The sequence below is a fragment of the Rhodobacter sp. P1_C2 genome (genome assembly GCF_056406375.1).
Map to the genome: position 1 here is coordinate 1 of NZ_JBFUAG010000004.1, position 17,082 is coordinate 17,082.

Consider the following 17,082-nt stretch of genomic DNA (forward strand, 5'->3'; position numbering starts at 1 on the left):
ATTGTTCGGCGCACCAGAGGGCCATCCGCTGGCGCAGGAGGCCGAGAAACCGGTTGACGGTGTTGCGGTTCAGACCCGAAACCTGAGCGATCTGGGAGGCCGTCAAATCAGCCGCGACGAGCCGAATGAAGGCCCGAAATTGGGCCTCAGAAAGTTTCGAACTTTTTGCGTAACGATTCCTCAGCTCTTTCATAGCATTAGGCCACTTTCATGGACCTCTGCTAGTCAAGACCCTTCGCAGAAAATTCGGGCGCCCTGTCAGCTTTCCTCGAAGGGGTCCCATTCGTCCTCCACCTCGGGCAGGGCGGCCTCGGCGGCGGAGGCGGCGAGCGCTTCGGGGGTGCGGATGGCGGTGATCCGGGCGGCGGGGAAGGCGGCGAGCACGGCCTGGACGAGGGGTTGGGTCATCGCCTCGGCCCTGGCCTCGCTCATCTCGCGGTCCTGTTCCTCGGCGATGGTCGGCGCCCCGCCGGAGGAGACGACAGAGACGCCCCAGCGCGCGCCGGTCCAGGTTTGCAGCCTTTGGCCAAGCCGGGCGGCGAAATCGGGGGCGGCGTCGGCGGTCGGCTCGAACTCGATCCGTCCCGGGGCATAGCGGGCGAGGCGGAGGGTGGATTCCACCTCGAACAGCAGCTTCATGTCACGCTTTTCGCGGATCAGGGCCACGACCTGATCGAAGGTCTGGTACTGCGTTTCGGGCGCGGATTGGATCGCCAAAGCCTGGCCGCCCTGCATCACCGGGCCACGCATCGGCAAGGAGGGGGCCAGCCGCATCATCGGCGCATGGACCGCACCGCCACCGCCCGCCGGGGCGCCGCCGGGCATGGCAACGCCCGGTTGCACATTGCGCAGGTGGCGCAGCAGGGTTTCGGGGTCGGGCAGGTCGGCGACATGGGTCAGGCGGATCACCGCCATCTCGGCCGCCATCATCGCATTGGGGGCCTGGGCGACCTCTTCCAGTGCCTTCAGCAGAAGCTGCCACATCCGCGACAGCGAGCGCAGCGGCAGGCGGCTGGCCATCTCCATGCCCCGGCTGCGTTCATCCGGCGCAAGGGTCGGGTCCTCGGCGGCTTCCGGCGTGATCTTGATGACCGAAATCCAATGCGTGATCTCGGCCAGGTCGCGCAGCACGGCGAGGGGATCGGCCCCGTCGGAATATTGCTCGGACAATTCGTGCAGCGCCTCGGCCGCAGCGCCGCGCATGATCATGTCGAAGAGGTCCATCACCCGGCCGCGGTCGGCGAGGCCGAGCATGGCGCGCACCGCCTCCGCCTCCACCGCGCCAGCGCCGTTCGAGATGGCCTGGTCGAGCAACGAGGTCGCATCGCGGGCCGAACCTTCGGCGGCCCTCGTGATCAACCCCAGCGCGGCGTCAGAGATCGTGGCGCCTTCGCCCTTCGCGATCTTCTGCAGCAGGGCGATCATCACCTCGGGCTCGATCCGCTTCAGGTCAAAGCGTTGGCAGCGCGACAGGACGGTGACCGGCACCTTGCGGATCTCGGTCGTCGCGAAGATGAATTTGACATGCTCGGGCGGTTCTTCCAGCGTCTTCAGCAGCGCGTTGAAGGCAGCGGTCGACAGCATGTGCACTTCGTCGATGATATAGACCTTGTAGCGGGCCGAGGCGGCGCGGTAGCGCACGCTTTCGATGATCTCGCGGATGTCGCCGACCCCGGTGCGCGAGGCCGCGTCCATCTCCATCACATCGACATGGCGGCCCTCGGCGATGGCGCGGCAGGGCTCGCAGACCAGGCAAGGCTCGGTCGTGGGGCCGCCCTTGCCATCGGGGCCGACGCAGTTCAGCCCCTTGGCGATGATCCGGGCGGTGGTGGTCTTCCCGGTGCCGCGGATGCCGGTCATGATGAAGGCATGCGCGATCCGGTCCGCCGCGAAGGCGTTCTTCAGCGTGCGCACCATCGCCTCTTGGCCTACGAGGTCGGCAAAGGTCTCGGGGCGGTATTTGCGCGCCAGAACGCGGTAGGCGGGGTCGCCGGAAGGGTTGGGTGCGGACATGGAATTCCCGGATTCGAGGTGGGGCAAGACTAGGCTCTGGCGCGGGCAAGGTAAACCTGTCGCTGGAAAGCCGGGGGGAATTGCCCTACATCCGCAGCATGGAACATCAGCCCTTGCAAGACCCGAGCCCCGAAGCCTTCAAAACCGCGATGCGCGGCTTTGTCGGCGCCTGCAGCCTGATCACCGTGGGGCAGGGGGCGGAGGCCAGCGGCATGGTGATCACCACCGGAATCTCGCTGACCGCCGAGCCGCCGATGGTTCTGGCCTGCATCAACCGGGCCACCTCCAGCTGGCCCTTGATCGCAAGGCACGGCTATTTCGGCTGGTCGGCCCTCGGCTCCGGCCATCAGGCGGTGGCGGATCGATTCTCCGGCAAGGGCGGCTTGCGGGGGCCTGCGCGCTACGAGGGTGCCGATTGGGTCGAGGCGCCCTCGGGCGTGCGGCTGCTGGCCGATGCGCCGCAGGCCTTTGCCTGCAAGGTCGAAGAGATGATCGACCGCGGCACCCATTCGATCCTGATCGGCCGCGTCATGCAGATCCGCACATCGCCCGCGCTCGGGGCGCTTTTGTACTGGAACGGGCAATATCACGCGCTCGACCGCTGAGGCGCCAAAAAGCCGCCCCGCGCTGCAGGGTCGCATGGCGCTGCGCTTGACCTTCGCCTAAGCTCCCCCGAGGCAACCACCGTTGGGAGGCGGAGCGGATGCGGCTGGCGATCCTCAGTGACATCCACGGCAACCGTGAGGCCTTTTCCGCCGTTCTGGCCGATCAGGCGGCGCGCGGCTGCGACGGGGTCGTCATCCTCGGCGATATCGTCGGCTACGGGCCCGATCCGGACTGGTGCTGCGACAAGGCGATGGAATTGGCCGCCTCCGGCGCCATCGTCATCCGCGGCAACCATGACGAGGCCGTCACCGCAGGCTCGGCCGGGATGAGCAGCAATGCGCGGATTGCCATCGACTGGACCCGCAAGCGCCTGTCGCCCGCGCAAGCCGCCTTCCTCGCCGCGCTGCCGATGAGCGCCACCCGCGAGGCAGCGCTTTTCGTCCATGCCAGCGCGCAATCGCCCGAGGACTGGATCTATGTCACCAACGAGGCGACGGCGGCGGGCTCGCTGCGGTCGTGCCAGACGCTGGTGACCTTCTGCGGCCATGTCCATGTGCCGGCGCTGTTTTCCGCCGATCTGCGCGGGCAGGTGGCGGGGATCGGGGTGCGTTTCGGGATGAGCTATCCGCTCTTGCGCTCGCGCCGTTGGCTCGCCGTGGTGGGCAGCGTCGGCCAGCCGCGCGATGGCTGCCCGCAGGCCTCTTACCTCATCTATGACGAGGCGGTGGGCGAGGTCTGTTTCCGCCGCGTCGCCTATGACTGCGGCGCGGTGGCCACGAAAATCCGCGCGGCGGGCCTGCCAGAGGCCCTGGCGCAACGCCTGATCTGTGGGGAGTAGCGATGCAAAGACCGCAGACCGGGCTGGAGATCGACGGGTTCACCCTGGGGGAGAAGCTGCACGAGGGCGGGTTTGCCACGATCTGGGCGGTGACCCATGCGCTTTACCGCACACCGATGGTGATGAAGGTGCCGACGATCATGGACGGCTATGACGGCCCGACCATCGTGGGCTTCGAGGTCGAGCAGATGATCATGCCGCGCCTGAGCGGCCCGCATGTGCCGCGCGTCCTCGGCCAGGGCGATTTCACCCGTCTGCCCTATATCGTGCAGGAAAGGATCCCCGGCACCAGCCTGCAAAGCAAGTTCGACAAGGGGCCCTGGCCGCTGTCGGACCTGCTGGAGACCTCGGCCCGCATCGCCGAGGCGGTCCATGCCGTGCATCTGCAACATGTGACGCATCTGGACCTGAAGCCCGCCAATATCCTGCAGCGGCCAAGCGGCGAGATGGTGCTGATCGACTTCGGCCTAGCCCGCCATGACGAGCTTCCCGACCTGCTGGAGGAGGAATTCGCCATCCCGATGGGCACATGGCCCTATATCGCGCCCGAGCAATACCTGCGCCAGCGCGACGACATGCGCAGCGATCTCTTTGCCATCGGCGCCATGATGTACGAGATGGCGACCGGCCAGCCCCCCTTCGGCATGCCGCAGGCCCTGCGTCAGGTGCGGCGCAGGCTCTGGCGCGATCCCACCCCGCCGCGCGCCTTCCGCCCCGAAATTCCCGAGTGGCTGCAGGAGGTTATCCTGCGCGCGCTGGAGGTGGACCCGGCAAGGCGCTATCAATCCGCGGCGCAGATGCGCTTCGATCTGCAATACCCCGGCCAGGTCACCCTGACGGCGCGGGCGCGCAAGCTTGCGCCCGATGGCTGGGGCCGGGTCTTCGCGCGCTGGCGCAAGATGCGGCATGTGACCGCGCTGTCGCATCCGAACCGGGTGGGGGTGCAACTGGGCCGCGCGCCGATCCTTCTGGTCGCGGTCGACCTCTCGCCCGAGGGCGATGCGCTGGCCGCGCCGCTGCTGGCCTGGGTGCGGCGGATGCTGACGCTGGAGCCGGATTCGCGGGTGGCCTGCGTCAACGTGATACGGGCCGGGCGGCTGGCGATCGATGTGATGGTCGATGCCTCGGGCGAGAACCTGCATGTCTCCCGCCTGGTCCGCCTGAAAGCCTGGGCCGAGGATCTGGAGCTGCCCGAGGCGCAACTGACCTACACGATCCTCGAAGGCACCGACCCGGCGCAGGTTCTGATAGACCATGCCGCACAACTGGGCGCTGATCACATCCTGATGGGGGCGCGCGGCCATTCGACGGCGCGGCGCTATCTGGGATCGGTCTCGTCCAAGGTGGTGGCCGAGGCCTCGACCTCGGTCACGGTGATCCGCCAGCCGGGTGCTGCGGCTGCGCAGTGACGGGAAGGCTTGACGCCCTCGGGTCTTGCGGGCCAAATACCCTGAAAATATAGGTCATTCATGCGTATCGAAACCTGGCCCCTGACAGGCGCATCCGCAGGGACGCGGCGCGAGGTGACCCTGTATCGTTTCGGTGCGGTCGGGGCGCATCCCAAGGTCTACCTGCAGGCCGGCCTTCATGCCGACGAGATGCCGGGCGTCCTCGTGCTGCAGCACCTCATGGACCTGCTGGACGTCTCCGCACGTCAGGGTGGCATTCTGGGCGAGATCTGCATCGTCCCGGTGGCCAATCCGATCGGCCTGTCGCAATGGACGCATCAGCGCCCGCAAGGCCGGCAGGACACCGACACCCTGCAGAACTTCAACCGTGGCTATCCCGATCTGGCCGATCTGGCCGGCGACCGTTTGAAAGGCGCCCTCGGCCGCGATGCCGGGCAGAACCTGCATGTCATCCGCCGCGCCTTTCGCGCAGCCCTGGCCGAGATGGTGCCGCGCAACGATCTGCAGGACCTTCAGGTCGGGCTGATGTCCTGGTCCTGCGACGCCGATTATGTGCTGGATCTGCATTGCGACCATTTCGCGGTGATGCATCTCTATGCCTCGAACGAGCGGCCCGAGGTGACGCGGCTTCTGTGCCGGTCGGTCGGGGCGAAACTGGCGCTGATCGCCGATATCTCGGGCGGCCATGCCTTTGACGAGGCCAACAGCCAACCCTGGCGCCAGCTGCGCCAGCGTTACGGGGCCGCCGTGCCGCAGGGTTGTTTTGCGACCACGCTGGAATATCGCGGCCAGTTCGATGTGGCCGACGACCTCGCCGCGCGCGATGCCGCCAATCTGATGACCTTCATGGCCAGCATCGGTGCGGTGCAGGGCTGGGATCTTTTCCCCTCGCATGGCGATGCGCGCCACCTGCCGCTGGCCGGTGCGGGCGAGGTCTTTGCCCCGCAGGGCGGCGTCGTGACCTGGGCTGCCCGACCGGGAGAGGATGTGGCCTCGGGTCAGGTGCTGGGCCATGTCGTCGATCCGGTCAGCCGGCGCCGGATGGCGGTGACGGCGCCGGTGGCGGGCCTCTTGTTCCGCACCGAGCTCTGGCGCTCCTGCCTGCGCGGCCAGACGCTCGCCCATGTTGCGGGCGAGGCCATCGTGCGCCGCGGCGATCTTCTGTCACTTTAGGCCGAAGTCTTAAACCAAATCTTCAGAATGCGGCGGCAAGACTGTCCCGAAGCACGCGACACAGCCGGGACATTCGGATGGATAACCTCAAGAGCCTCGCCCATGCCTGGGCCAGCCTGCCGCAGATCAGCGGGGTCCATGCCTCTGGCGATGGGCGATGGGCCTTCTGGTGCGGCATGGGGCTGGGAGAGGTGGCCGACATCTACTGCACGCCCTTGACCGAGGGCGGTGTCCCCCTGACCGAACAGCTGACCTTTGCCAGCGAACCCTGCGAGATCCGCGATGTGTCGGGCGATGGCCAGGTGCTGATCCTCGCCCAGTCGCGCCAGGGCGGCGGGCAGGGTCATCTTCTGCTGATGGATCGGCGGGTGGGTAACCGTTTGCGCCTGCTCACCCCCAAGCAGGAGGGGCATCATCTGCAGGGCGGGGCGCTGACGAAGGATGGCAAAGCGCTGATCTTCATGGCGGATTTCGACTATGCAAGCCAGAGTGCGGTGGCCGAAAATCTGGTCTGGCGCCAGGATCTGACCAGCGGCGCCCGCCAATGCCTGGCCCGCTCGCCCGATTTCCTGCCCCAGGCGCCTCTGCAATCCCCCTCGGGCGCGAAGATCCTGCTGCATGTCCGGGCGCGGGGCTGCGGCGGGCAGCTTTGGCTGATGAATGAAGATGGCAGCGGGTTGCGCGAGGTCTTTGCGCTCGGCGTCCATGACGCCTGTCGCGGTGTCTGGCTGGATGAGGACCGGATCGTGGTGATCGCCGAGCGCGGCGGGCGCGACGAGCTGGGGATTTTCACCCTGTCGACCGGCACGACCCAATGGCTGGGCGGCGAGCCGGAGATTTGCCCGCACAGCGTGGTGATCGGCGGCAAGGGCGGCTTTGTTTGCCTGGCGCATCGCAACGGGGTGTTGCGCCCGGTGCTGTTCGATGCGGCGGGGCAGCGGGTCTTTGGCAACGACTCCGGGCGCGGCCACCTTGCGCCGCAAGTTGGCTTGCCCGATGGCGGCTGGCTGGCGCTGGCCTATGACGCCGATGCGCCGGATGATCTGGTCCGCGTTGCGCCAAGCGGCCTCTGCCGCCGCCTGTCGGCGCCGCGCCAGATGATGGCGCGCGCGGCATCACAGCCTGCGGCCCGCCACCACGGCGCCCCGCGCGACCTGTGGTGGGACGGGGCCGATGGCCGCAAGGTCCAGGGCTGGCTTTACCTGCCGGCGGGGCGCCCGCATGGCCTCATCGTCTGGTTGCACGACGGGCCCGAGCAGCATTCCGAAGACCGCGCCCATCCGCAGATCGGCTTCTGGCGCGAACAGGGCTATGCCGTGCTCGCCCCGAATTTCCGCGGCTCGACCGGGTTTGGCCAGGGCTGGCGCGGGGCGGCCGGGTCGCGGTTGGCGCGCAGCCAGGGGCGCGACATCAGCGACATCACCCTGGGCATCGAAGCGGTGCTGGAACGCGGCCATGCGCCGCGCGCCGTGGCGGTTCTGGGGGCGGGACAGGGCGCGCGCACGGCCCTCACCTGCCTTGCGCGGCACAGCGATCTGATCCGCGCCTCGGTCCTGATCGGCCCGGGCGGGTTTCAGGAGAATATCGGCACGGCCCTGCACCGGATCCGCGGCGAGGTGCTGATCTTCGAAGGCCGGGAACCCGACAGCGCCGAAGCGGCGGGATTCTCGCTGGCCGAGGCTTTGACCGAGGCGGGTGTGCGGCATGAGGCGGTGATTTTCGATGCCGAACATGACACGGTCCTGCGGCGCAGTGCGGTGGAGACCTGCATGCTTCTGAGCGCGGCCTTCGTCAAATCCGCGCTGGCGCGGACGGCGCAGCATGCCTGAAGCCCTTGGATGATGGGCAGATTGCCCATCCTACCGGCCGATGGGGTGATTTTTGCCTGCGGTTTTGCGGGCTTACGCCGCCTTCCGCCTTTCCCGCATCGAGATGTAGATCGCGCAGGAGATCAGGATGCCGACGCCGACGAAGGTCCAGCGATCGGGGAAGTCGCCGAAGAAGATCAGGCCGAGGATGGTGGAGGTCACCATCTCGGTATAGGCCAGCGGCGCCAGAAGCGAGGCCTCGGCATGGTCATAGGCCCGCACGATCAGGTTGTGGCCGAGGTTGGCGATGGTGGCGAGGGCGAGGAAGAGGACCCATTCGGTTGGCGTGGGCATCTTCCAGACCCAGAGCACCAAGATCGAGGCGAGGATCCCGCCGATCGCATTGGTGTAAAAGGTGGTGACAATCGCCTTGTTGCGCCCGGAAATCCGCCGGGTCAGCAGGAAATACATGGCAAGGCAGGTGCCGGCCGCAAGGGCAAGGAGGCTGCCGGTGTTCATCCCACCCAGCCCCGGGCGAATGATGATCAGCGTGCCGATGAAGCCTACGCCCACGGCGGCCCAGCGGCGCGGCCCGACCTTCTCTTTCAGGACCAGGGGCGAAAGGGCTGTCACCACAAGGGGTTGCACGAAGAAGATCGCCAGCGCATCGGCGATGGGCAGGAATTTGAGCGAGAAGAAGAAGAAGAAGGTTGCGGCCATCAGGAAGCTGGCCCGCATCAGGTGGATCACCGGCCGGTCCGGCAAAAGCCCGCGCAGGCCGGTATGGCGGGCGGCAAAGGGCAGCGCCAGCAGCGCGCCGAAGGTCAGCCGGGCCCAGACGATCTCCAGCACCGGCATGCCGATGTTGCCCAGGTGCTTGGCTATGACATCGATGCCGGGCAGGATCGCCATGGCCAGCAGCATCAGGCCGATGCCGATGAGGGAGGAGGGTTTGGTCACGGGGCAGACTTTCTGAAATAATCCAAGAGGTTGGCCCGTGATTGCCACACCTGCGGCCCCTTTGCGCATCAGCCGGAAGGCTCAGGCGAAGGCCTGCAGGACGGCGGCGAGGTTCAGGCCCAGTTCGGGGCAGAGATAGCCGCCTTCTTGCACGATCAGCGTCGGAAGGCCAAGGGCCGCAATCTCGGCCCCGATCGCGTGAAAGCCCGGGGTGGTCACGGCGAGGCCGGCAAAGGGGTCGCCGACGAAGGCATCCAGACCCAGCGCCAGCACCAGCGTATCGGCGCCCCAGAGGGTGATCGCCGCCAGCGCCTGGCCGAGGGCCGCCAGAAACTCCGCATCGCCGCTGCCGCGCGGCAGGCAGAGGTTGAGGTTTGCCCCTTCGCCCGGACCTGCGCCGCGCTCCTGCGGATAGCCCCAGAAGAAGGGGTAGAACCGCTCCGGATGGGCGTGGAGCGAGACGGTCAGCACATCGGGACGGTCGTAGAAGATGCCTTGCGTGCCGTTTCCATGGTGCAGATCGACGTCGAGGATGGCGACCTTGCGCCCGGCCAGGGTCAGCTGCTGCGCTGCGATGGCCGTGTTGTTGAGGTAGCAGAATCCGCCGGCGATCTCGGCGAAAGCATGGTGGCCCGGCGGGCGGCAGAGGGCATAGGCGGCGCGATGGCCCTGCAGAATCAAGGAGCTGCCGGCGATGGCGGTCTGGGCGCTGGCATAGGCAGCAGCCCAGGTTTCGGCATTGATCGGGCAGGAGGTGTCGGTCATGTGAAACCCCGCCTGACCCACGGCGGAGAGGGGATAGCCGTCCTTCCGGCTGGCGGGATGCACGTTGGGGATGACCTCGGCGCTGGCGCCCTCGATCTGGCGCCAGCGGGTGTAGATGTTCTGCAGGAAGGTCAGGTAGCGCGCCGGGTGGATGGCGGCGATGGCATCCATGCCGTGATCCTTCGGCCTTTCGACCTGCAGGCCAAGCCGCGCCACACCCGACATCAGCGCATCGATCCGCGAGGGCTGCTCGGGGCAGGGCTTCGGCGCGCCGGAGGACAGGAAGGTCTTCGGTTCATGGGTGCGCTGGCCGGGGTGGTAGAGGGTGATCATCGGGCGTTCAGGGCGGCAAGGCCCTCTCCTGCAAGGATAAGTTGGTCGGACCGGTCGCGCAGGGTGAAGCCGAGGTTGGCATAGAAGCCCTTGGCTCCGGCGTTCTTGTGCTGCACCATCAGGGTCATGAACCGCGGCTCCCAATCGGCGGCAGCGGCCCAGGCGGCGGCCAGAAGGCCGCGGCCGAGGCCTTTGCCCCGCGCCGCAGGCCGCAGGTAGAGGTCCTGGATGTACAGGCCCATCTCGCCGCGCCAGCTGGAATATTCCGGGAAAAAGATCGCCATGCCAAGGGCTTGGCCCTCATGGGCGAGGATGGCGCGAAAGCGGGGCTCTGGCCCGAAGCCGTAGCGCAGCAAGCTTTCCGGCGTGCCCAGGGTCTCGCCTCCCTCGCCTGCGGCCATGTCCTGCAAGAGGCTGTGGAGGAGGGCGGCATCGGCGGCCTCGGCCCGGCGGTAGGTGATCAAAACGCCACCTTGTCGCGGCCCTTGAGGTGGAGGAGGGCGCGCGCCTCCTCTGGTGTGGCGATGCTGCGGCCAAGCCGGGTGACGATCTCGGCGATCAGGGCGACCTGTTCGGCGTTGGAACGGGCCAGAACCCCCTTGGAAAGGTAGAGGTTATCCTCCAGCCCAACGCGGACATGGCCGCCCATCGCGGCGGCCATGGTGGCCATCGGCATCTGGGCCCGGCCGGCGGCGAGGACGGAAAATTCATAGCTGTCGCCAAAGAGCCGGTCGGCCTGGCGCTTCATCAGGGTGAGGATTTCCGGCTCGGGCGGCATGCCGCCGAGGACGCCGAAGACGAATTGCAGGAAGATCGGCGCCTGCACCAGACCGCGGTCGACGAAGTGCCTGAGCATGGTCAAGTGACTGAGATCATAGCATTCGAACTCGAACCTCGCGCCGCGGTCGCGCCCCATTTCGGTGAGAATCCGGGCGATGTCGCGGGGGGTGTTCTTGAACACCACGTCGTCGGAATTTTCGAGGAAAGGCTTCTCCCAGTCGTGCTGGAAGGTCTTGATCCGGGAAAGCATCGGGTAGAGCGCGAAGTTCATCGAGCCCATGTTGAGCGAACACATCTCGGGCGCGTTGGCCTTGGGGGCTGCGAGGCGCTGGTCGAGCGTCATGATGGCAGAGCCGCCGGTGGTCATGTTGATCACCGCATCGGTGCCCGCCTTGATGCCGGGCAGGAAGCCCGCCCAGTGAAGGGGATCGGCCGAGGGGCGCCCGGTCTCGGGATCGCGGGCATGCAGATGCAGGATGGCCGCCCCGGCCTCGGCCGCGCCAAGGGCCGAAGTGGCGATGTCTTGCGGCCGGTAGGGCAGGTAGGGCGACTGGCTCGGCACATGGATGGAGCCGGTGATGGCGCAGGAGATGATGATCTTCGACATGAGGCCCTCCACCGTGGAGAGTGGCATGGGCGGGGAAGCGATGCAACGGCAGAGGGGCAAGGCGAAGGGGTTGAGAACGCTGGGGTAAAGCTGAGGATCGCGGCGTCGTGGCGGTCTTGCCGGCGTCTTTCTTCGGTCTTCCTTGCGTCTCTACGCGCGGGGAGAGGGGAGGGCGTTAACCATCATGGGCGAATCGGCGCCGGGGCATCTGGAAGATGGGCAGATTGCCCATCCTACCTGAGACCGGGTGCGGTTTGCCTGACGCAAGAGGGCATGGCTGAGGTTGCGCCTGTACGGTTTGGGAGCAAGCGGGGCTTACAACTTGTCAGGCCTTTCAGACATCCATGATCCGAAATTCTTTTCAAGGGCGCCAATCCTTTCCCGTTGAAGACTGATGACGTCAAAGCCGCCATCATAGGGAGCAAGGACCGTGCCCTGGCCCGCGTCAAAAAGGATCGCATTTCCTCGTTCTTCGGCAATTTCGGCAAACAGCCAGTCCAGTGCGAGCGGCTTCCAAGGGACTTTTCCGGCAAAGAAAGTGACTTCATTTTGGTTCTCAGGATCGTCACTTCGGTCGACCCATGAAAATGCGCGTTTCAATTCAAGTTTTGTAACCAGATCGTGCGAGTGCAAGTCCGAAGGGCCATAATCGGCAATCGCCAGCCAAAGGTGTTCACACCCAGGAAAGCACGCTTCGACCAAGAGGTTGGCTCGCGATAGGATGATGTTTTCTTCGGCAATGGTTTCGGCATACCGCTTTGACTTCGGAAGGGCGTGAAACCTGGTCCAATTGCGTGGGAAATCAAAGCGCAGCATATAGCCGAGAGGTGGAGTTTGGCCAAAAACTGCGCTCCAGGCCCGCGAAAATGCGTTCTCCCGATCAGGCATTTCATTTGACGTCAACGAAGCACCTAATTCGCAAGGACGGACGGCCGCAAGACCCGCACGGCCGCGGTTTTGACCAAGCGTGCCACCCCGCCACGCCTGCCTCGGGCGCAGCGGGGGTTGGTAGGATGGGCAATCTGCCCATCTTCCCTCAAGCGCCCTGCCTCAGGCCCCCCAGGTGCGGTCGAGGAGGGCGAGCCAGTTGTCGTGGGTCAGTTTCTTCATCAGCGCGTCGTCGTAGCCGTGGGCTTGCATGGCGGCTTGCAGGTTGGGCAGGCCGGCCACGTCACCGATGCCGGCGGGGATCGTGGCGCCGTCGAAGTCGCTGCCGAGGCCGACGTGATCCTCGCCCAGGTGTTCGATCAGGTGGTCGAGATGGGCCAGCACATCCTCCCAGCCCATGTCGGAGGACTGTTTGCCGTCGCGGCGCAGGAAGGAGGTGGCGTAGTTCAGGCCGACCATGCCCTGGCTCTCCTTGATCACCGAAAGCTGGCGGTCGGTCAGGTTGCGGCTGGAGGGGGTAATGGCATGGGCGTTGGAATGGGTGGCGACGAGGGGTGCGGTCGACAGGCGCGCCACGTCGTTGAAACCCTGCTCGGTCATATGGCTGAGGTCGATCATCACCTTGAGCTCATTGCAGGCTTTCACCAGCCGCTTGCCGGCCTCGGTCAGACCGGGGCCGGTGTCGGGGGAGGAGGGGAAGGCGAAGGGGACGCCGTGGCCGAAGATGGTGGGACGGCTCCACACCGGGCCGAGCGAGCGCAGGCCGAGGGCGTGAAAGGCGTAAAGCGCGTCGAGGTCGGCGTCGATCGCCTCGGCGCCCTCCATATGCATGATGCCGGAGATGACTCCGGCCGCCATGTTGGCGCGGATCTCGGCCACCGAGGTGACGATCTTGAAGCGGCCCTCGGAGGCGCGCTCCATCCAGAGCATGTGATTGGCCATGGCCCAGGCCACCGGCTGCGCCTCGGACGCCGGGATCAGCGCGGGCAGCGGCAGTTTGAAGGGCGGGTTCGACATCAGCTGCATGAAGTCCATCCCGTCATCGACATGCGGCGAGGGGATGTAGATGGCAAAGAAGCCGGCCGCAAAGCCGCCCTGCTGCATCCGGGGCAGGTCGAGGTGGCCCTTGCCCTCGCCCGTCAGCCAGATCACCTCGCGGTTCTGCGGGGCGTTGAAGAGGCGGAGCAGCAGGTCGTTGTGGCCGTCGAAAGTGGGAAACATGAAGAGCCTCTGGCTGGCGGCGGAAGCGGGGGTTTCACACCCCCGCACCCCCGTGGGATATTTAAGGACCAATGAAAGCGGCAGCGTGGGATGGGGTCATGGCTCAGCCTTCCAGCATCCGGTCGGCGGAGGCGGCGAAGAGGGCCTTGGCATAGGGCGTGGTCATGGTGGCGGAGGCCAGGGCCTCGCGGGTCAGCTCCTCCACAGCCTTGCCGTGCTGCATGACGAGGATGCGGTCGCACATGTGGTCGATCACCGCGAGGTCGTGCGAGACCATGAGGAAGGTCAGGCCGCGTTCCTCGCGCAGGCGGGAGAGGAGGTTGAGCGTCTCGGCCTGCACGGAAGCGTCGAGCGCGGAGGTGGGTTCGTCGAGCAGCAGGATCTGCGGTTCCAGCATCAGGGCGCGGGCGATGGCGACGCGCTGGCGCTGGCCGCCGGACAGCTGGTGGGGGTAGCGGAAGCGGAAGGCGGGGGGCAGGCCCACGTCGATCAGCGCCTGTTCGATCCGGGCATCGGTGCCCTTCAGCCCGTGGATCGCCAGGGGCTCGGACAGCACGCGGTCGATCGTGTGGCGAGGGTGGAGCGAGGCATAGGGGTCCTGGAACACCATCTGCACCTGGCGGGCGAAGGCGGGGCCGCGCGGGAAGGGCAGGGGCTTGCCGTCGATGCGGATGGTGCCGCCGGTGATGGGCGCCATGCCGCAGATCGCGCGCAGGATAGTGGATTTGCCGGACCCCGACTCGCCCACCAGCCCGTAGCTTTCCTGCGCCTTGACCGACAGCGAGACATTCTGCACCGCGCGGACCGTGCGGCCCGAGGAGTGGAAGGTGACGGAGAGGTTTTCGATCTCGATCAGCATCAGCGGGCCCAATCGGCGTTGCGGTCAAGGGCGGGGAGGGGGCCGCGGTCGCCGCCGATCCGTGGCAGGCAGTTCAGCAGGCCCTGGGTATAGGGATGTCTGGCGTGGAGAAGGTCGCGCGCGGCCAGTTCCTCGACGATCTTGCCCTTGTACATCACCAGCACCCGGTCGCAGAACCGCGCCACAAGCCGCAGGTCGTGGGAGATGAAGATCAGCCCCATGCCGCGGGTCTTGACCAGGTTGTCGAGGATCGACAGAACCTCGGCCTGCACCGTCACATCGAGGGCCGAGGTCGGCTCGTCGGCGATCAGAAGGTCGGGGTCGGGGATCAGCATCATCGCGATCATCACGCGCTGGCCCATGCCGCCGGACAGTTCGTGCGGGTAAGCCTCCATCACGCGTTCGGGGTCGCGGATCTGCACGGCGTTGAGGGCGGCGAGCGCCTTGCTGCGGGCCTCGGCCTTCGACGCATGGTCGCGCTGGCGCAGGCCCTCCATCAGCTGGGCGCCGATCTTCATCACCGGGTTGAGCGAGAATTTCGGGTCCTGCATGACCATCGCGATCCGCCGGCCGCGCAGGGCGCGCATTTCGGTATCGGAGGCTTTCATCAGGTCCTGACCGTCAAAGCGCATCTCGTCCGCCTCGATCCGGCCGGGGGGGCGGATCAGGCGCAGGACGGAGCGGCCGGTCATGGTCTTGCCGGAGCCGCTCTCGCCCACGATGCCGAGGCGTTCGCGGCCGAGGTCGAAGGAGACGCCGCGCACCGCATGGACCGGGCCGGTTTCGGTATCAAACGTGACGCGGAGGTTCTTGACGGAGAGGAGGGTCATTTGCCGGAACTCCGCGGGTCAAGGACATCGCGCAAGCCGTCGCCCAGAAGGTTGAAGCCAAGCGAGACCACGAAGATCGCAAGGCCCGGCATGGTGGCGACCCACCATTGTTCGAAGAGGAACTTGCGCCCGGCAGAGATCATCAGGCCCCATTCCGGCAGGGGCGGCTGGACGCCGAGGCCGAGGAAACCAAGGCCCGCCGCCGTCAGGATCACGCCCGCCATGTCCAGCGTCACCCGGATGATCACCGAGGGCAGGCACATCGGCATCACATGGCCCCAGATCAGCCGCAGCGCGGATGCGCCTTGCAGGCGGGTGGCCGCGATGTAGTCGGAGTTGCGCACCGTCAGCGTCTCGGCCCTCGCCACGCGGGCATAGGGCGGCCAGGAGGTCAGCGCGATGGCAAGGACCGCGTTGTTGAGGCCCGGGCCCAGCACCGCGACCAGCGCCAAAGCGAGGATCAGCTTGGGGAAGGCCAGGAAGATGTCGGTGATCCGCATCAGGACGGAATCGACCCAGCCGCCGAAATAGCCCGCCACGGTGCCGATGATCAGCCCGACCACCGGCGCGGTCAGGATCACCAGCAGCACGATCTTCAGCGTGACGCGGGAGCCGAAGAGGATGCGGCTCCAGATATCGCGGCCGAAATCGTCGGTGCCCATCCAGTGGCCGGGCGACAAGGGCGGTTGCAGGCGTTCGGCCAGCGATTGGGCGATCGGGTCATAGGGCGCCAGAAGCGGCGCGAAGATCGACATGAAGACGAGTGCGAGCGAGATCACCAGCCCGATCATCGCCAGGGGATTGCGGCGGAAGCGCAGCCAGGACAGCCAGGCCTGTGCCGCCCGGCTTTGCAGCCGAGACTTCGGGTTGGGGTCCATCAGCCAGGCGTTGAGAGCGGTCATTTCGCCCTCGGATCTGCAAGGCGGTAGAGGAAGTCAGAGAACATGTTGATGCCGATGTAGACCGCGCCGACCACGATCGTGCCCCCCAGAACGGCGGGCATGTCGTTGATCATCAGGGCGTCGGTGATGTAGCGGCCAAGGCCGGGCCAGGCGAAGATCGTCTCGGTCAGGACCGCGCCCTCCAGAAGCGAGGCATAGGAGAGGGCGATCACGGTGATCAGCGGCACGGCGACATTGCGCATCGCATGGACCCAGATCACCCGACGCTCGGGCATGCCCTTGACGCGGGCGGTGGTGATATATTCCTGGCCGAGCTCGTTCAGCATGAAGGAGCGGGTCATCCGGCTGATATAGGCCATCGAAAGATAGCCGAGGATCGAGGCTGGCAGGATGATATGGGAAAGCGCGTTCCAGAACATGTCCCATTCGCCGGCCAGCGCCGTGTCGATCAGGATCATGTGGGTGACGGCGGGGACCTTGAAATCCAGCATCATCTGATAGGTGGAATCGAGCCTTCCCGGCCCGCCGACCCAGCCCAGCTCTCCGTAGAACAGCAAAAGCCCCATCAGGCCCAGCCAGAAGACCGGCATCGAATAGCCCATCAGGCCGATGAGCCGCACCAGCTGATCGCCGATCGAGCTGGGCTTGGTCGCCGAGAGAACCCCGGCCGGAATGCCGATGAGGATGCCGATGATGATGCCGAGGGTCGAAAGCTCCAGCGTCGCGGGGAAATAGCGGCCGATTTCACTCAGCACCGGCTCGCGCGTGCGGATCGACGTGCCGAGGTCGCCGGTGAAGACATCGCGGATATAGATCAGGAATTGCTGCCACATCGGGTCGTCCAGACCCAGCCGGGCGCGGGCGCCGGCGATCTGTTCGGCGGTGGCGCGTTCGCCCAGGATGGCCATGACCGGATCGGTCGGCACGATACGGGCGATGATGAAGGTGACGGCCAGGAGGCCGAGGAAGGTGATCAGAAGCGAAAACACCGTCTGCGCGGTCTGCTTGGCAAAGCGGCGCGCGGCGGAGGGATGCTGTGGGATGTCTGCGATTTCGGCCATGGGGGTGGCGCGCGCCGGCTGCCCGGCGC

General features: G+C 66.5%; 16 protein-coding genes and 1 pseudogene. 5 read left to right on the plus strand and 12 right to left on the minus strand.

Features of this window, described 5'->3' with window-relative positions; genetic code table 11:
• A pseudogene (locus AC1DZT_RS07105) lies at positions 1–193 on the minus strand (IS1595-like element ISTne1 family transposase); the annotation flags it as partial.
• A 65-nt stretch (positions 194–258) separates the two neighbouring features.
• Complete coding sequence (locus AC1DZT_RS07110) at positions 259–2,013, minus strand: DNA polymerase III subunit gamma/tau (RefSeq protein ID WP_478005924.1); 1,755 nt, start codon at positions 2,011–2,013, stop codon at positions 259–261.
• Between the two features lie 113 nt (positions 2,014–2,126).
• Between AC1DZT_RS07110 and AC1DZT_RS07115 the strand changes: the two genes are divergently transcribed.
• From AC1DZT_RS07115 to AC1DZT_RS07135, 5 genes are all read left to right on the plus strand, one after another.
• On the plus strand, positions 2,127–2,618 hold the full coding sequence (locus tag AC1DZT_RS07115; protein WP_478005925.1) for a flavin reductase family protein: 492 nt from the start codon (positions 2,127–2,129) through the stop codon (positions 2,616–2,618).
• Positions 2,619–2,716: 98 nt separating this feature from the next.
• Entirely contained in the window at positions 2,717–3,457 is a 741-nt protein-coding gene (locus AC1DZT_RS07120; protein ID WP_478005926.1) for a metallophosphoesterase family protein, read from the plus strand.
• A gap of 2 nt (positions 3,458–3,459) precedes the next feature.
• Positions 3,460–4,866, plus strand: coding sequence for a serine/threonine protein kinase (locus AC1DZT_RS07125; protein ID WP_478005927.1), 1,407 nt, complete (start codon positions 3,460–3,462; stop codon positions 4,864–4,866).
• Positions 4,867–4,980: 114 nt separating this feature from the next.
• Entirely contained in the window at positions 4,981–6,039 is a 1,059-nt protein-coding gene (locus AC1DZT_RS07130; protein ID WP_478005928.1) for a M14 family metallopeptidase, read from the plus strand.
• Positions 6,040–6,116: 77 nt separating this feature from the next.
• Positions 6,117–7,868, plus strand: coding sequence for a S9 family peptidase (locus AC1DZT_RS07135; protein ID WP_478005929.1), 1,752 nt, complete (start codon positions 6,117–6,119; stop codon positions 7,866–7,868).
• A 72-nt stretch (positions 7,869–7,940) separates the two neighbouring features.
• On the opposite strand, the gene AC1DZT_RS07140 is transcribed toward AC1DZT_RS07135, so the two are convergent.
• From AC1DZT_RS07140 to AC1DZT_RS07185, 10 genes are all read right to left on the minus strand, one after another.
• On the minus strand, positions 7,941–8,807 hold the full coding sequence (locus AC1DZT_RS07140) for a DMT family transporter (protein WP_478005930.1): 867 nt from the start codon (positions 8,805–8,807) through the stop codon (positions 7,941–7,943).
• 81 nt (positions 8,808–8,888) lie between these two features.
• Entirely contained in the window at positions 8,889–9,905 is a 1,017-nt protein-coding gene (locus AC1DZT_RS07145) for a histone deacetylase family protein (protein ID WP_478005931.1), read from the minus strand.
• On the minus strand, positions 9,902–10,369 hold the full coding sequence (locus tag AC1DZT_RS07150; protein WP_478005932.1) for an N-acetyltransferase family protein: 468 nt from the start codon (positions 10,367–10,369) through the stop codon (positions 9,902–9,904). Before AC1DZT_RS07150 ends, AC1DZT_RS07145 begins: the two co-directional genes overlap by 4 nt.
• Positions 10,366–11,292: a 3,5-dioxohexanoate:acetyl-CoA acetone transferase gene (gene kce, locus AC1DZT_RS07155; RefSeq protein ID WP_478005933.1), complete on the minus strand. Its 927-nt coding sequence runs from the start codon at positions 11,290–11,292 to the stop codon at positions 10,366–10,368. Before kce ends, AC1DZT_RS07150 begins: the two co-directional genes overlap by 4 nt.
• 315 nt (positions 11,293–11,607) lie before the next feature.
• Entirely contained in the window at positions 11,608–12,195 is a 588-nt protein-coding gene (locus AC1DZT_RS07160) for a DUF3885 domain-containing protein (RefSeq protein WP_478005934.1), read from the minus strand.
• A 147-nt stretch (positions 12,196–12,342) separates the two neighbouring features.
• A complete protein-coding gene (locus AC1DZT_RS07165) occupies positions 12,343–13,401 on the minus strand; it encodes a dipeptidase (RefSeq protein WP_478005935.1) in 1,059 nt (352 codons plus the stop codon).
• A 103-nt stretch (positions 13,402–13,504) separates the two neighbouring features.
• Positions 13,505–14,263, minus strand: coding sequence for an ABC transporter ATP-binding protein (locus AC1DZT_RS07170; protein WP_478006290.1), 759 nt, complete (start codon positions 14,261–14,263; stop codon positions 13,505–13,507).
• Entirely contained in the window at positions 14,260–15,090 is an 831-nt protein-coding gene (locus tag AC1DZT_RS07175) for an ABC transporter ATP-binding protein (protein ID WP_478005936.1), read from the minus strand. Before AC1DZT_RS07175 ends, AC1DZT_RS07170 begins: the two co-directional genes overlap by 4 nt.
• Positions 15,087–15,992 carry a nickel transporter permease gene (nikC, locus tag AC1DZT_RS07180; protein WP_478005937.1) on the minus strand — a complete coding sequence of 302 codons (906 nt, stop codon included), beginning with the start codon at positions 15,990–15,992 and terminating at the stop codon, positions 15,087–15,089. The genes AC1DZT_RS07175 and nikC overlap by 4 nt, the downstream gene beginning before the upstream one ends.
• Entirely contained in the window at positions 15,989–17,053 is a 1,065-nt protein-coding gene (locus AC1DZT_RS07185; protein ID WP_478005938.1) for an ABC transporter permease, read from the minus strand. Before AC1DZT_RS07185 ends, nikC begins: the two co-directional genes overlap by 4 nt.
• Between the last annotated feature and the right edge of the window lie 29 nt (positions 17,054–17,082).

What these genes read in the sequence shown, in the direction of transcription:
- AC1DZT_RS07110 (WP_478005924.1), bottom strand. Translation starts at nt 2,013, where the DNA reads ATGTCCGCACCCAACCCTTCCGGCGACCCCGCCTACCGCGTTCTGGCG.
- AC1DZT_RS07120 (WP_478005926.1), top strand. Translation starts at nt 2,717, where the DNA reads ATGCGGCTGGCGATCCTCAGTGACATCCACGGCAACCGTGAGGCCTTT.
- AC1DZT_RS07125 (WP_478005927.1), top strand. Translation starts at nt 3,460, where the DNA reads ATGCAAAGACCGCAGACCGGGCTGGAGATCGACGGGTTCACCCTGGGG.
- AC1DZT_RS07135 (WP_478005929.1), top strand. Translation starts at nt 6,117, where the DNA reads ATGGATAACCTCAAGAGCCTCGCCCATGCCTGGGCCAGCCTGCCGCAG.
- AC1DZT_RS07145 (WP_478005931.1), bottom strand. Translation starts at nt 9,905, where the DNA reads ATGATCACCCTCTACCACCCCGGCCAGCGCACCCATGAACCGAAGACC.
- kce (WP_478005933.1), bottom strand. Translation starts at nt 11,292, where the DNA reads ATGTCGAAGATCATCATCTCCTGCGCCATCACCGGCTCCATCCATGTG.
- AC1DZT_RS07165 (WP_478005935.1), bottom strand. Translation starts at nt 13,401, where the DNA reads ATGTTTCCCACTTTCGACGGCCACAACGACCTGCTGCTCCGCCTCTTC.
- AC1DZT_RS07175 (WP_478005936.1), bottom strand. Translation starts at nt 15,090, where the DNA reads ATGACCCTCCTCTCCGTCAAGAACCTCCGCGTCACGTTTGATACCGAA.
- nikC (WP_478005937.1), bottom strand. Translation starts at nt 15,992, where the DNA reads ATGACCGCTCTCAACGCCTGGCTGATGGACCCCAACCCGAAGTCTCGG.
- AC1DZT_RS07185 (WP_478005938.1), bottom strand. Translation starts at nt 17,053, where the DNA reads ATGGCCGAAATCGCAGACATCCCACAGCATCCCTCCGCCGCGCGCCGC.